The sequence below is a fragment of the Pseudoalteromonas sp. P1-11 genome, from assembly GCF_001399995.1.
Classification (GTDB): Bacteria; Pseudomonadota; Gammaproteobacteria; order Enterobacterales; family Alteromonadaceae; genus Pseudoalteromonas; species Pseudoalteromonas atlantica.
Genome location: NZ_LJSP01000001.1, coordinates 265,237 through 280,557 on the forward strand (window position 1 = coordinate 265,237; position 15,321 = coordinate 280,557).

A 15,321-nucleotide genomic window follows, 5' to 3' on the forward strand; every position below is an offset into this window, starting at 1 on the left:
TGAAAGATAAGTCAATACAAGAACAACAAACTCGACCTGCTATGCGTCGAATAGAAACCATCCATTTTATTGGTATTGGTGGTGCGGGTATGGGCGGCATTGCTGAAGTACTGGCTTTTGAAGGCTATCGCATTACAGGCTCAGATATAGCGCACAGCGCAATGACCGAACGCTTAATTAAAGCCGGTGCAGAAGTATTTATAGGCCATCACGAAAACAACGTAAAAGATGCCAACGTAGTTGTTGTTTCAAGTGCTATTGATGAAACAAACCCTGAGATTATTGCTGCAAAAGCAGCGCGTATACCGGTAGTTCGCCGTGCAGAAATGCTTGCCGAATTAATGCGTTTTCGCCATGGCATTGCTATTGCGGGCACACATGGTAAAACCACTACAACCAGTTTAATTGCCAGCATTTATGCTCAGGCAGGGCTTGATCCTACTTTTATTATTGGCGGCTTATTAAATAGTGCGGGCAGTAACGCAAAAGTGGGCAAGAGCGACTTTTTAATTGCTGAGGCAGATGAAAGCGATGCATCGTTTTTACATTTACAGCCTATGGTATCGGTGATCACCAATATTGAAGAAGATCACATGGAAACCTATGGCGGCAGCCTTGAGAAAATGAAAGACACTTATGTGGACTTTATTCATAACCTGCCATTTTATGGCTTAGCCGTAGTGTGCATAGACTCGCAGGTAGCAAGTGAGCTGATCCCGCGTTTTGGTCGCCCTGTGATCACGTATGGCGAGTCAAAAGATGCCGACTACCGCATGAGCGACTTTAGCCAATCAGCAAGTACTTGTACTTTTACAGTGACACATAAAAGCGGTGAAAGCTTAAGTGCAACGCTTAATATGCCAGGTAAGCACAACGCACTTAATGCCACGGCGGCAATTGCAGTGGCTAAAGATCAAAACATTGCTAACCACGCAATTTTAGAGGCGCTGCAAAAATTTGAAGGCATAGGACGACGCTTCCAGCATTATGGCAATTTTGAAAACGAGCGCGGCAATGTCATGCTGGTGGATGATTACGGACATCACCCATCAGAAGTTGCTGCCACCATTGCAGCGGTACGCGAAGGCTGGCCAGAAAAACGTTTAGTTATGGTTTATCAACCGCACAGGTTTACCCGTACACGCGATTTATACGAAGACTTTGTAAAAGTATTGGCAGATGTAGATCAACTTTTATTACTTGATGTGTACAGTGCCGGCGAAGAGCCTATTGTTGGCGCAGACAGTAAAAGCCTGTGCCGCAGCTTACGTCAGCGCGGAAAAGAGCCTCTACATGTAGCAACGAGCGCAGAGCTTGCTGGTGTGCTGGCAGATAACTTACAAAATAACGACTTAGTTTTAACGCAAGGCGCTGGTAATATAGGACAATTGGTTAAAACATTAGCGGCAACAGGTATGTCGGTGGAAAAATTAAAGCAAGGTGAAGTATGACGCAAGAAAACGCGCAATTTGGTAAAGTAGCAGTACTGCTTGGGGGTAACTCAGCAGAGCGCGAAGTGTCACTACGTTCAGGGCAAGCGGTGCTTAATGCACTACAAAATGCCGGCGTTGATGCCATTGCTTTTGACCCGCAAAATCGCTCTTTGTGGGAGCTAAAAGAATTACAGGTCGATCGTGTTTTTATTGCTTTGCATGGCCGTGGTGGCGAAGATGGTACAGTGCAAGGCGCGCTTGAATTTATGAACTTGCCATACACGGGCAGCACTGTATTAGGTTCAGCCTTGGCAATGGATAAAGTACGTTGTAAGCATTTATTTAAATCTGCAGGGCTAAGCACAGCGCCTTATGCAGTTGTTGATGCTAAAAAAGGCTTTGATGCAAAAGCCATTATGGATGAGTTTAGAAAAGTAATGGTTAAGCCATCGCACGAAGGATCAAGCATAGGTATGGCGCAAGCAAGTACCGCTCAAGAGCTTGAAGATGCCCTTACACACGCTTTTAAGTTTGATAGCCAAGTGTTAGTAGAGCAGTGGATAACCGGACGCGAATTTACCGTGACTGTATTAGGCGATGAAGTACAGCCTGTGATTGAAATGACGACTCCAAATGGTTTTTACGATTACCAAGCTAAGTATCAATCAAATACAACACAGTATCATTGCCCTGCAGATTTATCGGCGCAAGATACACAGCATTTACAGGCTATCTCGTTAGAGGCGTTTGATTTAGTGGGTGCAAGCGGCTGGGGCCGTGTAGATGCCATGCAAGATGAGCAGGGGAATTTTTATTTATTAGAAGTAAATACAGTCCCTGGCATGACCGAAAAATCGCTGGTGCCCATGGCGGCAAAAGCAAACGGGGCAACATTTGAGCAATTAGTTGTTCGCATTTTGGGGCAAACGCTTTAATATGCATCCCCTTTTAGAAAAAGCTCAACAATTAAAACAGCAACTTAACTTTAATTGGTCGCTAATTTTTGGTGTGAGCTTTTTTCTGGTGGTAGTGATTGGGCTCGTGCAAATAACTACCGGTGTATCTGATTGGCTAGTAGAGAACAAAGATGCACAAATAAAGCACTTAACAGTGCTAGGAAAGCCCAAATACACTGACGAAAAGGCCATAATAAAAGCAATAAAAAAGGCCGATTTAAGCAGTTTTTTTGAGCTAGATGTAAAACGCGTACAGCAACTGGTAAAAGATTTACCTTGGGTTGCAACCGTATCGGTACGCAAGCAATGGCCCGATACAATACAAGTGTACGTAGTTGAACACGAAGCCGTAGCCCATTGGAATAGCGATTTACTGCTAAACCAAAGTGGCGATGCCTTTGAAGCAAGTAGCGATAAACTCGCCAATGATTTACCGCAACTTTACGGCCCAGAAGGCAGCGAAAAAGAAGCGTGGATTGCCTTTAAGCAGTTTGACGAAATGCTAAAGGTAAATGCATTAACGTTAAAAAGCTTAGCCCTTTCGGAGCGTTTTTCGTGGCAGTTATGGTTAGATAATGGTGTGCGCTTAAATTTAGGGCGCAAAGACAAAGCAAAGCGAGTACAGCGGTTTATAGATGTGTACCCGCGCATGGAAAAGCGTGCAGATGCACAAATAGATGCAATAGATTTACGCTATGATACCGGCCTTGCAGTTAGCTATAAGCCTGTGCAAGAACAGCAATTACAAAATAAGAGTAAGGCATGACTAAGTCAGCAGAAAGAAACCTAGTGATTGGATTAGACGTTGGTACCTCAAAAGTGGTGGCCACGGTAGGTGAAATCACCGCAGATAACAAGCTCAGCATTGTTGGTGTGGGCAGCCAAGTATCTCATGGTATGGATAAAGGCGGCGTTAACGATTTAAACTTAGTGTCTGAGTCGATTCGCCGAGCAATAGATGAAGCCGAGTTAATGGCCGATTGTCGTATTAGCTCAGTGTACTTAGGGATTTCTGGCAAGCACATACAATGTCAAAACGAAAGCGGCGTGGTTGCTATCAATAATACAGAAGTAACCGATGAAGACATTGAAAATGTAATTCATATAGCGCGCTCTGTGCCTATTTCGGCCGAGCGTAAAATGCTGCATGCATTACCGCAAGAATACAGCATTGATATGCAAGAGGGCATTAAAAACCCCCTTGGGATGAGCGGTGTACGTATGGAAGCACGTGCACACATTATTACTTGCTCAAACGACATGGCTAAAAACATTGAAAAATGTGTTGAGCGCTGTGGTTTAGAGGTTGATCAGCTTATATTTACCGCACTTGCATCGTGTTACTCGGTTTTAACCGATGACGAAAAAGAGCTTGGTGTAGCGGTACTTGATATTGGTGGTGGTACAATGGATATCACTATTTATATTAACGGGGCATTACGCCATTCTTCGGTTATCCCAGTGGCGGGTAATCAAGTAACCGGTGATATTGCAAAAATATTTCGTACACCTATATCACATGCTGAGTCACTCAAAGTACAATACGCATGTGCAAGTAGCCAAATGGCCAGTAACGAAGACACCATAGAAGTACCAAGTGTAGGCGGGCGACCAGCACGATTAATGTCGCGCCATACTTTATCTGAAGTGGTAGAGCCTCGTTTTAGAGAATTATTTGAATTAGCGATGGAAGAAATTCGTCGCTCAGGTTTAGAAGACCAAATTGCGGCAGGCCTCGTTATTACAGGCGGGACTGCTAAAATGACTGGCGCAATGGAAGTGGCTGAAGACATTTTCCAAATGCCAGTGAGAATAGGCAAACCAATCGGGATAGTTGGTTTGACAGACTACGTAGACGATCCTTCGTACGCAACCGCTGTAGGTTTGTTACAATACGGGCGCACTATGCAATCGATGAATGCACAAAAGTCGAAAGCAGAGGATAATAATAATTGGTGGAACCGCATTACTAAATGGTTCCAAGGCGAGTTTTAAAGTACTCAAGTCGGAGAGTAAACATGTTTGATATGATGGAACAACACAGCGAAGAAGCTGTAATTAAGGTAATTGGCGTGGGCGGTGGCGGCGGTAACGCTGTTGAGCACATGGTAAAACAACAAATAGAAGGCGTGCGCTTTATAGCCGCAAATACGGATGCACAAGCATTACGTAATTCCGCTGCCGATATTACCGTACAACTAGGCACGCAAATAACCTCAGGGTTAGGTGCAGGTGCAAACCCAGAAGTAGGCCGCGAATCGGCTGAAGAAGATGCAGAAACAATCCGTGCCAGCCTTGAAGGCGCAGATATGGTATTTATTGCTGCCGGCATGGGTGGTGGTACAGGTACAGGTGCTGCACCAGTGGTTGCTAAAATTGCCAAAGAATTAGGTATTTTAACGGTTGCTGTAGTAACGCGTCCTTTTGACTTTGAAGGCAAAAAGCGCGCAGCAGCTGCTGAACAAGGCATTAACGAATTGTCAGAAATTGTAGACTCACTTATTACAATTCCGAACAATAAATTGCTTAAAGTTTTAGGTAAAGGGACTACACTGTTAGATGCCTTCGCTAAAGCAAACGACGTACTTTTTGGTGCGGTTCAAGGTATTGCTGAGCTAATTACACGTTCTGGTTTAATTAACGTGGATTTCGCCGACGTACGTACCGTAATGTCAGCAATGGGTACTGCCATGATGGGCACAGCCTCTGCATCAGGCCCAGATCGTGCTCAAGAAGCTGCAGAAGCGGCTATCTCAAGCCCATTACTAGAAGACGTTGATTTAACCGGTGCTAAAGGTATTTTGGTTAATATTACCGCGGGTATGGACATTGCGATTGAAGAATTTGAAATTGTGGGTAACCACGTTAAAGCGCTAGCGTCTGAAAATGCAACCGTAGTTGTGGGTGCAGTTATTGACCCAGAAATGAGCGACGAGTTACGTGTAACCGTTGTTGCTACGGGTTTAGGCGGCGATCGTCGTCCGCAGTTTGGTATTGTTGATAACGGCTTTAAAAAGGCATCAGGTTCTGATGTAGCAAGTTCATCAAACCAATCTAGCAGCATGTACGTACCAAGCTTTGCAAGCCAAGGTACAAGCACTGAAGAAACGACGCCAAGCACGCAAGTAGAAAGCAAAGAACAAGCGCCATCTACAAGCTCAAGCAACACGGCAAGTTCATCAGCGCAAAACAGTAAAAAAGCGGATAAATCAGAAGGCGGAGATTATTTTGATATTCCGGCTTTTTTACGTAAGCAGGCTGATTAACATTTACTAATGCTTTTGTTTGAAATATGTACAAATATTGAAAGGCAAAAGGATTTATGTTAAACTCCGCCGTCTAACTGTAACTGATTTAAAAGTGAGCGAACCTATGATTAAACAGCGTACGATTGCACAAGTAGTCAAAGCCATAGGAATTGGACTTCATAAAGGTGAGAAGGTCACAATAACTCTCCGACCTGCGAGCGCAAATACCGGGATTGTATTTCGTCGTGTCGACCTTGATCCGGTTGTTGATTTTGAAACAACACCTGAAGCCGTTGGTGATACGCAGCTGTGTACCTGTTTAATTAACAAAGATGGCGTTCGCTTATCAACGACTGAGCACCTAATTGCAGCAGTTGCTGCAATGGGTATCGACAATTTAATTGTTGAATTAGACAGCTCAGAAGTGCCGATTATGGATGGTAGTGCATTACCGTTCATTTATTTGTTACAAAAAGGCGGCATTGAAGAGCAAAATGTTGCGAAACGCTTTATTCGTATAAAAGAAAAAGTACGTATTGAAGAAGGCGATAAATGGGCCGAAGTAGAACCATATGATGGTTTCCATATCGACTTTGAAATTGCCTTTGATCACCCGGCCATTAATGAAAGCCGCCAGCGCATTGGTTTAGATATTACTGCGCAAAGCTTTACTGAAGAAATTAGCCGTGCACGTACCTTTGGTTTTATGAAAGACATAGAATACATGCATGCTAATAACCTAGCACTTGGTGGCAGCATGGACAGCGCAGTAGTACTTGATGACTTTAAAGTACTAAACCCAAATGGTTTGCGCTACAGCGATGAATTTGTAAAACACAAAATATTAGACTGTGTGGGCGACATGTTTATGACAGGTCATAACCTACTAGGTAAAGTAACGGCTTATAAATCGGGTCACGATTTAAATAATAAGTTACTTCGCAAAATTATGGCAACAGAGTCAGCATGGGAGTGGGCAACATTTGAAACGCCTGTTACGATGCCTGCACCCGGCCTTGAATTAGCGACGGCCTAATTTAGTATTTTTTAAAAATACACGCTCACAAACAGTTATAAAAAATGACGCTTAATAGCGTCATTTTTTTTGCCTTAAATTAGCGAGTTGCAGCTAATTACTATTAATTTTTAATAATTAACGCGCAGCTTAAAGCGCTAAAATTGTTGGTAACTGTGCCAGTTCAGTTATGGTGTAGGTTGGGCTTATGCCTGCTGGTAACTGCTCGCCTGGGTGCTGTAGCCAACAGGTATCAATACCGGCATTATTGCCTCCTAAAATGTCGCTAGAGGCAGTGTCGCCCACCATTAATATTTTGCTTTTGTCTGGGTTACCCATAAGCTCAAATGTGTGCTCAAAAATAGCCTTGTTAGGCTTAGCAATGCCTACCAGCTCTGATATAACCAGCCAATCAAACATATTTTCAAGGCCGGTATGCGCTAGGCGCAGGGCTTGCAAACGTGCAAAGCCATTAGTAATAATACCCAATCGTGCATGCGGTTTTAAGGCATTTAGTAAATCGATTGCGCCGGGGAGTGGTTCACAAATTTGTGCCATAGCATCTAAAAATGCATCGTTTAGCTCTTTAGCGGGTACCCCTAATTTTACAGCCCACTCGTTAAAGCGGGTTACTTGTAAGTAATCGGCGCTAATTTTTCCATCTTGATAATCTATCCACAGCTGCTTATTAGTTTTTTGGTAATGGATGTAATCAGCTTGAGTAAACTCAATGTTGTACGCTTTAAACATGCGGGTCATTCCCGCTAAAATATCAAATCTGAATAGTGTTTCGTCTGCATCAAACAGTACATAACTGTATTTCATTAATTTTCCTGATAAAGGCTAGGGTGTAAAAAAGGAGCCATAGCTAAGGTAAGCGCTTGGGTGTAGGTGCTTTGGCGAGTGGCATGATTGTTTGTGAGAAGCCCTATCGCGCCGCCTTTTTGCTTAACATTATGGGTGTTAAATGCTTTATCCATTACATCGCCAAGCTCTTCTCCGCTTAGCAGCGCGTTATATAACACTTGCGGTAACGGCAGGTTACTGCTGCGTCCTATCGCTTGCTCAGAGCCATTATTAATCACAACATAGGCAAAGGTGGCAGCACCATAGCTAAATTGCTCTGCACCGCCTTCCATTGCACAGTAGTAATCTGCTTGGTACATGTTTTTACAGTAAGTAACTCGGTTTTGTGCGCCTATACGGGTTTGTTCCTCGCCAATAGGTTGATCGGGAACATTTGAGGGAGCATCAACGCCTTGGCAATCAATTTCGTAACTAGGAAAGTACATTGCAAAAATATGTTTTGCAGCGTTAATTTTTACTGGGTTTTTAGAGCCCACAATAATTTTTAATGAGTGCGACACGTTTTCCCTCACTGTTAGCAAAAGCAGCAGTGTACGTCAGAAGTGTAAATCATAAAAGAGGGGCTAAATGGGTATATCTAAAGGGGCTAGGTTTTCAAGAGCACGCTTTTTAACAATAATGTCTTTAATTAGCGGAGTAAGCACCAGCTCCATTGCTAAACCCATTTTACCGCCTGGCACCACAAGGGTATTTATACGTGACATAAAGCTGCCTTCAATCATCTGTAAATAATACGGAAAATCAACGTCATCAATTCCTCTAAAGCGAATAACCACAAAGCTTTCATCTAGCGAAGGAATATCTTTTGCGCTAAATGGGTTTGACGTATCAACCGTTGGCACACGTTGAAAGTTAATATGGGTGCGCGAAAACTGTGGTGTAATGTGATTAATGTAGTCATCCATACTGCGTACAATTGAGTCCATTACTTTTTCGCGAGAGTGGCCGCGGTCTTGCGTATCGCGGATCAATTTTTGGATCCATTCAAGGTTAATAATAGGCACCATGCCTATAAGTAGATCCACGTGCTTAGCTACATCATGATCTTGATCAACCACGCCACCGTGCAAGCCTTCGTAAAACATTAAATCAGTGTTTGTTTCAAGATCTTGCCAAGGGGTAAAGGTCCCCGGTAATTGATTATAAGGTACAGCTTCATCAAAGGTATGTAAGTATCGGCGCAATTTGCCTTGGCCTGTTTCGCCGTAGGTACCAAATAAGGTTTCTAATGCGCCAAAGTCATTGGCTTCACGGCCAAAATAACTTATGTGTTTACCTTCTTGTTGTGCTTCGCGTACTTTTTTATCCATTTCTGGGCGCGTGTAACGATGAAAGCTATCTCCTTCGATAAAAGCCGCATCAATGTTGAGGCTACGAAAAATATGTTTAATTGCATTGGTGGTAGTGGTAGTTCCCGCACCCGACGAACCTGTAATAGCAATGATAGGATGTTTAGCTGACATGTATTTTCTCTTTTTTAGGACCAAGTTAGTTATAAAGAGTTGACTGACTTAGGTCAAGTGACGCCATCGGCAAATAACGTTATCATGAGGTGCTTAAAAATAAAACGAGAGAAAGCATGAAACTTATTAAACCATGGCTTGGGCTAGTCTCTTTAGCGGCGCTAAGCCTTGCTACAGCGCAGGCTAGCATGCCTAAAAGCCAAATATTACTTGCTGATTTAAATACACCCTACGGTATGCAAGTGAGTATAGTGAGCGACAAAAACAGCTATAACAACCAACCTTATTTAACAAACCAGGGTATTTATTTCACCCATGAAGTTATTTCAAGCGAGCAAAGTCAAACCGATATTGCCTATTATGATTTAGCAACCAAGCAAGTAAGCAACATAACAAATACGCCAGTGAGCGAATATTCGCCCACGGTTATGCCCTCAAAACAAAGTTTATCGGCCATTGTGGTAGAGCAAGATAGCAAACAAAAGTTGTGGCAATACCCACTTGATACTGAGCAAGCACCAAGCCGTATTTTTGATTGGATTGAACCTGTTGGCTACCACGCCTGGGGCGCTCAAAGCGACTTAGTGATGTTTATTTTGGGTGAGCCACATACATTGCAATATACTTCGGTTGCTGCGGCAAAAGGCGAGGTGGTAGCAAGTAACATAGGGCGCACGCTTATTTATAACAGTAAAACCGCAACATTTTTATTTAGCTACACAAAAAATGATCAGTATATTTTAGCAAGCTTTAACCCGCAATCTAAACAGGTAGAAGATTTACTTAGATTGCCAGAGCAAGTACAAGACTTTATTTTAAAAGATGCTAATACAGTGGCTTATGCGGTTAAAAATCGTGTATATATGCGTAACTTAAGCGGCAGCGATGAGGTTTCTCAATGGCTTAACTTAAGCCCATATTGCGAGACAAACATAACGCGAATGAGTTATAAAAATGACAAACTTGCCTTTGTATGCGATGTAAAATAATTCGGACTTTGCAGCGCGTATAGGCTAATGTAATGCACAATTAAACATTAAAGGGATCACCACGTGGCTTATAGTGCAGATGAGTTAACAGAGCAGCTCATTCAGTTAAAGTGCAGAAGCAACTTTAAAATTAAAAACATTGCTGAGTACATGTTAGCAAATTCTAAAGAAGCAATTTATACCCACAGCGAAGCGGGTAAAGGCAAAATAATTATTCGCCCAGCCTTTGAGGTGTTTAGCGATGATTTTGCAACAATTGATGAGGTAACACGAGTACAGGGTTATTTTCATAGTAGCGAGATGACGCGCTTTCCTACACGTATTCACAAAAGTGCGCAGCCGATTCACTATGGTGTGGCCTTTAAAATTAACTCAGAGCAAGCAGCAAAAGACTTTATTGCCAAGCTAACACAGATTATTAACGGGTAAATAAAAGCCGCTGAGTGAATAACTCAGCGGCTTTTTTAATTATGCATATTTACTTTTAATTAAGCTTACTTGCTTTTTAAAAAGTCATTAACTGATGCCAGTTCACGCTTTTTAAGCGCAATACAGTCATGGGTACTTTCTTCAAGCTTGCTTAGTGTACGCGCGTAGCCCGGTGTTTCTTCAATTTTATCTTTAAAGAATGCTTGCGTGGTTGCTAAACTTTGTTCATCACAACGCGCGGTTGTAAAGTACGGTAAGTTAGGCACAAAAAACGGCGGTAAGCTTTGTGTTACCTTGTCGTAATTGTTGTATATCCACTCAATAAATAGTGCTTGGCGTGGCTCGCTATAACTTTGACCCGCTAAAATAGTGCGCATATCAGACGCGGTTACTTCGTCGGTAAGGGTGTACGCTAATACCTGCTTTTGTAACTGCGCTTTACCCATAAAGCCCATTGCAGCCAGCATGTTTGTGCGTACTTGTGGATCTTTAGTGGTTTTAAAGGTTGCCATAAATTGATCAAGTAAGGCTTTATCCCCATTATAGGCGGCAAGTTTTAAATAGGTAGCTGCTAAATACGGATCCACTTTTTGCGGATCGTTTAAGTACACTTGCGTTTGCTCTTTTGCTTTGCTGATCACACGTTGATCTTCACCATCAAAACCTAGTAAGGACACAACACCCGCACGTAGTTGCGATACTGCACCGTCTTCGCCAGCTTGTGCTTCAAGTGAGTATTTTTTAGCTGCAGGCATTACTGCACTGCGAATAAACTCAGGCCATAACGCTTCGTTGCTTTCATCTTTAAAGGTATTTTTTTGCGATACCAAATAGCCCAGCGCTGTATTTGCAACACGAGGGTGATCATCGCTCACAAATACTTCTAAGGTTTGCATTAACTTAGCCGCTGATATTACACCCGCATCAAGTAGTGCATCAGTGGCAGAGAGCAGCGCTAAGCGCTCACGATCATTAAGTGCTTGCGGAGCATGTTTTATAAGTGAATCAAACTGCGCATCGTCCATTACCCAGCGGTAATAACCTAGCGCCCCTTCATCGGGATAAATCCACTGTGGCTCAAAATCAAGTGTTAAGGTTTGGCTTTGCTTATTGAGTAAAATACTGGCTGTTTTTACTTTATCACCAGCGCCATATTTTATCCCAACAGGGACATTCCAAAGCTGTGCGGGTGCATCTACACCGGCATTAGCAAAGCGGCTTTGCGATATAGTAATTTTTTTACCGTCTTGTTTTACATCTACAAGCGGAAAAGAAGACTGTTCAATAAATGATTTTAAAACACTCGCAACATCTTTATTAGAAGCTTTACCTAGTGCTTCCCATAAATCGGCTGCTTCGGCGTTTTTATACGAGAATTTTTTTAAGTAACTTTGAATCCCTTTTTGGAATGCCTCTTCACCAATCCAGTTTTCAACCATAGCCAGTACTGCGCTGCCTTTACTGTAGGCAAGCCCTAAACCATCCATAATATCGGCTTCGGTTTTAATCGGTTTACGAATCGGCTTAGTGCTTAAGCGAGCATCTAATGCCATTACGTTGTTTTGTGGTAAATCAAGGTGAGATTCAAATTCTGGATTAAGCTGTTTAGTAATTTTTGCCGCCATCCAGCTGGCAAATGCTTCGTTTAACCATAAGTCGTTCCACCACTTCATGGTAACTAAGTTACCGTACCATTGATGGGCAAGCTCGTGAGCAATAATCGACACATTACGCTGTTTTTTACTGCGTGTAGCAGCTGCTAAATCAACCAGTAATATATCTTCGCGGTAGGTTACTAGGCCTGAGTTTTCCATTGCGCCAAAAGGAAACTCGGGTACTGCTACCGAGTCGAGCTTTTTATAAATATAAGGAATACCAAAATACGCCTCAAGTGCAGCAAGTACTTTTGGCATGTTCTCTTTTGCGTAATCAGCTAAATGAATTTTACCCTGCGGGGTAATAACACGCCCTGGAATTGGCATGTCTTTTATTTCAAGCTCTTCAAAAGGGCCCACGGCCATAGCCACTAAATAAGAAGGAATAGGTGGCGTTTTATCAAAGTAATGCGTTGTCATCTCGCCGTTAACTGTGGTTTTAAGCTCTGGCGTATTGGCATAAACCTTTTGAGACGTTGGCGCTGTAATTGTTAACTGAAACGGTATTTTATAACTTGGCTCATCAAATACTGGAAATGCACGGCGTGCATCATTCATTTCAAACTGAGTAAATAAATAAGGTGTGCCCTGATCAATTGTTTTGTATAAGCCCACACTTTGGCGATTATACGGCGCAGAAAAATCTATTTTTAGGGTGTACTTACCCGGCTGAATTTGCTCATCACAGCTAAATTTTACTTTTTCTGTTTTTAGCATTTCGTTATTTAAGTCGCAGTTTTCATCGCCTAGTAACTGCGCCATTTTAACAGCGTAAGCCACGCCGTTAAGTTCAATGTAATGAGTGGGTTTTAACACTTCTAGGGCTATTTCTGTCATCCCTGTAAAGGTGTCTTGGCTTGGGTCGAGTGTTAACGACACCTTTTGTGAACTTGGTTTAGCAAGCTTTTCGATAACGAACTCGTTAGCGTTGGCAGTAGTCATTGCTAAAGCAACACTTACTGTTAATAGGCTTTTTAAAAACATAGTGATCCCTAGATTGTTGTTGTTAGAAACTGACTCAAACAGGCATTTCTATGCCCTTAAAAATTGAGATTTAGATATCCTAGCAGTTTTTTTTATGAGAGTAATTTAATAAAGTGGCTGCTTGGATTTAAAATAGTAACAAATAGTGTCAGTGGCTCTGGCGCAGCTTAAAGCGCTGCCAATGCAGCTGTGGGTTAATGGTGCGAATTTGCTGTATTACGTTGTTTAGTAAGGCGGTATCGTCAAATTTATCATTGGGGTATTCGTTAAACCCCATTAAATAATTAAAGGCGTCTTTTGAATTAGCCTGTAATGCGTAAATACGCACTTGTTGCTCAAAATTAAGTCGTAGGCTACTTATGGCGGTTTTCATACCAAGTTGATCAACAGTGGGAATGGCACATTTTTGCAAATAACCCGCACGCTCACCTTCACCAGTAAACCAAATGCGTACTTTTTCGCTGTAACGGCCAGACTTAGCCGGTAAATCAAACAACAAACGTGAGTGATTATGTGCTTTAACAAAGGCAATAAAGTCGTTAAGCCCTGCATCAACTAAGGCTTGATGCACCGGAACCAAGCGCGCTTTTATTTTTCCATTAGTATGAAAATTAAAACATAAAATGCCATTTTTAAGCTCAAGATCGTCAAGCGTTAAGCAGCCAATTTCATCGCTATATGCGCCACTGTAATAGGCAATTAAAGGCAACCAAAAATGCCAATGCTTTGCTTGCTCTCTTGCTACTTTAAAGTCGCCATAAATATAGCCGTTATAAAGCGTATGCAGTTCCATTGCTGAAAAAGGGCGGCGGCCAAGATGGGTTTTCAACGTAATCCCTTGAAATTAATGACATGTTGTATTTTATACTTAAAACAGATAAACATGCGAGTATCGATTTTAGTATTTGTGTTTTTAGCTACAAAACAAAAACACCCACTTAAAAAGCAGGTGTTGTATTCACTATTTAATTTATAGTGGCAGTTATTCGCTAAGTGCGCGTGCTAAGCCAACAGGCTCTATTTCTACACACACTTGGTCGTCATTCCAATTTAAACCAACTAATGCGCTGTCTTCGTTTAAATCTTCTACCCACTCATCTAAAAATTCATCTAAATTAATTTCTACAGGCGTAAATTCTTGCCACTCTTCTTTACACTGGGCTTTTGCTGCGTCTTCGCTTTCCCATAAAAGCAGTACATCCGTTTCGGCAAACTGGTTAGATTCGCACACTACAAAGCCGCCGTCGTCGCCACCTAACGCCCACACTTGCTCGCTTAAACGTACTTTTTCTACAAAGCTAACTAGTTGTGATTCAATTTCAATATCGCTCATGTGTTTACCTTATTTGTTTAGAGTCTGGGATCGGTGCTTACTGCAGCTTGACGCGTGCCATAGTCGTTATAAAAACTGACTAAAGCAGCGTGTTGGCTAAAGTCTGTTAATTCACGAAAGCAAATCCAATCAAGTAGGCAGTATAAACTGATGTTAAGGCATTCACAGCCTTTAAATTCATCATCGTTTAAATGACTATTTAAATAGCTTAATGTTTGTGCAATTCGTTCGTTTTGCAGATTAAAAAATAATTTATCGTCGCTAGTATCAAATCCTGAGCGTCTGCTAAGTGCTAATTCTACTAACGAGTCGTTACAGGCGTTGATAATATTAAGTAGGTGCTCTTGCGACCAGCTTAGTGGTGTTTTACCAGCCTTGGCAATAAGGTAACGTAAAATAATGGTTGAATCGCTTAGCGTTAAATCGCCATCAATTAAAACCGGTATTTTTCTTCCTGGGTTGTTACTGGCTAAGGTAGGGCGGTCTTGCTCAGAAAAAATATCTAGGTTTACTAGCGCTAAGTCAACATTGTTTTGTGCTGCCCACATTCTTACTCTGCGCGCAAATGGAGAAGGGTTAGATCCTATAAGTTTCATAATTGCTCCTAAAAAAAGCCGCATAAGCGGCTTTTTGTGTTGCGATAAGTCAACGTTATTCTGAGCGGCTTGTCACTTCTAGTAAGTGATAGCCAAACTGTGTTTGTACAGGGCCTTGTACTTGATTAATTGGCGCTGAAAATACAACTTTATCAAACTCAGGTACCATCATACCTGGGCCAAACTCGCCAAGTGCTCCGCCGTCTTGACCAGAAGGACAGTTTGAATATGTTTTTGCAAGCTCTGCAAAGTCTTCGCCTTGTTCAATCTTAGCTTTTAAATCTAAGCACTCTGCTTCGCTGTCTACTAAAATGTGCCTTGCACTTGCCACTGCCATAAAATCTCCTGTTTAA

16 protein-coding genes are annotated in these 15,321 nt (G+C 42.2%); 8 read left to right on the top strand and 8 right to left on the bottom strand.

What is annotated here, in order from left to right; all coding sequences use genetic code 11:
* Positions 1–41 precede the first annotated feature (41 nt).
* From murC to lpxC, 6 genes are all read left to right on the top strand, one after another.
* Positions 42–1,451: a UDP-N-acetylmuramate--L-alanine ligase gene (gene murC / locus AN390_RS01215; protein ID WP_051063459.1), complete on the top strand. Its 1,410-nt coding sequence runs from the start codon at positions 42–44 to the stop codon at positions 1,449–1,451.
* A complete protein-coding gene (locus AN390_RS01220; RefSeq protein ID WP_055252743.1) occupies positions 1,448–2,368 on the top strand; it encodes a D-alanine--D-alanine ligase in 921 nt (306 codons plus the stop codon). Before murC ends, AN390_RS01220 begins: the two co-directional genes overlap by 4 nt.
* A gap of 1 nt (position 2,369) precedes the next feature.
* The gene (locus tag AN390_RS01225; RefSeq protein WP_004589419.1) at positions 2,370–3,155 is read left to right on the top strand and encodes a cell division protein FtsQ/DivIB; all 786 of its coding nucleotides are present in this window, start codon (positions 2,370–2,372) and stop codon (positions 3,153–3,155) included.
* Positions 3,152–4,384 carry a cell division protein FtsA gene (gene ftsA, locus AN390_RS01230; protein WP_004589420.1) on the top strand — a complete coding sequence of 411 codons (1,233 nt, stop codon included), beginning with the start codon at positions 3,152–3,154 and terminating at the stop codon, positions 4,382–4,384. The genes AN390_RS01225 and ftsA overlap by 4 nt, the downstream gene beginning before the upstream one ends.
* A gap of 23 nt (positions 4,385–4,407) precedes the next feature.
* A complete protein-coding gene (gene ftsZ / locus AN390_RS01235) occupies positions 4,408–5,655 on the top strand; it encodes a cell division protein FtsZ (RefSeq protein ID WP_004589421.1) in 1,248 nt (415 codons plus the stop codon).
* 106 nt (positions 5,656–5,761) lie between these two features.
* The gene (lpxC, locus tag AN390_RS01240) at positions 5,762–6,673 is read left to right on the top strand and encodes a UDP-3-O-acyl-N-acetylglucosamine deacetylase (protein ID WP_004589422.1); all 912 of its coding nucleotides are present in this window, start codon (positions 5,762–5,764) and stop codon (positions 6,671–6,673) included.
* Positions 6,674–6,802: 129 nt separating this feature from the next.
* Here the strand turns inward: lpxC and yjjG are convergent, their stop codons facing one another.
* The 3 genes from yjjG to AN390_RS01255 form a co-directional block, all read right to left on the bottom strand.
* Positions 6,803–7,477 (bottom strand): pyrimidine 5'-nucleotidase, encoded by a 675-nt coding sequence (gene yjjG / locus AN390_RS01245; protein ID WP_004589423.1) that lies wholly within the window; start codon positions 7,475–7,477, stop codon positions 6,803–6,805.
* A complete protein-coding gene (gene yjjX, locus AN390_RS01250; protein WP_004589424.1) occupies positions 7,477–8,019 on the bottom strand; it encodes an inosine/xanthosine triphosphatase in 543 nt (180 codons plus the stop codon). The genes yjjG and yjjX overlap by 1 nt, the downstream gene beginning before the upstream one ends.
* Positions 8,020–8,082: 63 nt before the next feature.
* A complete protein-coding gene (locus AN390_RS01255; protein WP_004589425.1) occupies positions 8,083–8,982 on the bottom strand; it encodes a phosphoribulokinase in 900 nt (299 codons plus the stop codon).
* Positions 8,983–9,098: 116 nt separating this feature from the next.
* On the opposite strand from AN390_RS01255, the gene AN390_RS01260 reads away from it, so the two are divergent.
* Positions 9,099–9,971 carry a hypothetical protein gene (locus AN390_RS01260; RefSeq protein ID WP_055252744.1) on the top strand — a complete coding sequence of 291 codons (873 nt, stop codon included), beginning with the start codon at positions 9,099–9,101 and terminating at the stop codon, positions 9,969–9,971.
* A 63-nt stretch (positions 9,972–10,034) separates the two neighbouring features.
* On the top strand, positions 10,035–10,400 hold the full coding sequence (locus AN390_RS01265; protein WP_004589427.1) for a hypothetical protein: 366 nt from the start codon (positions 10,035–10,037) through the stop codon (positions 10,398–10,400).
* Between the two features lie 65 nt (positions 10,401–10,465).
* Here AN390_RS01265 and AN390_RS01270 read toward each other — a convergent pair whose 3' ends face one another.
* From AN390_RS01270 to AN390_RS01290, 5 genes are all read right to left on the bottom strand, one after another.
* Positions 10,466–13,039 (bottom strand): M1 family metallopeptidase, encoded by a 2,574-nt coding sequence (locus tag AN390_RS01270; protein WP_055252745.1) that lies wholly within the window; start codon positions 13,037–13,039, stop codon positions 10,466–10,468.
* Positions 13,040–13,187: 148 nt separating this feature from the next.
* Positions 13,188–13,868 (bottom strand): hypothetical protein, encoded by a 681-nt coding sequence (locus tag AN390_RS01275; protein WP_055252746.1) that lies wholly within the window; start codon positions 13,866–13,868, stop codon positions 13,188–13,190.
* Positions 13,869–14,021: 153 nt separating this feature from the next.
* A complete protein-coding gene (locus tag AN390_RS01280; protein ID WP_004589430.1) occupies positions 14,022–14,372 on the bottom strand; it encodes a DUF2750 domain-containing protein in 351 nt (116 codons plus the stop codon).
* 17 nt (positions 14,373–14,389) lie between these two features.
* Complete coding sequence (locus AN390_RS01285) at positions 14,390–14,968, bottom strand: glutathione S-transferase family protein (protein ID WP_029774054.1); 579 nt, start codon at positions 14,966–14,968, stop codon at positions 14,390–14,392.
* A 55-nt stretch (positions 14,969–15,023) separates the two neighbouring features.
* Entirely contained in the window at positions 15,024–15,305 is a 282-nt protein-coding gene (locus AN390_RS01290) for a peptidylprolyl isomerase (RefSeq protein WP_004589432.1), read from the bottom strand.
* Between the last annotated feature and the right edge of the window lie 16 nt (positions 15,306–15,321).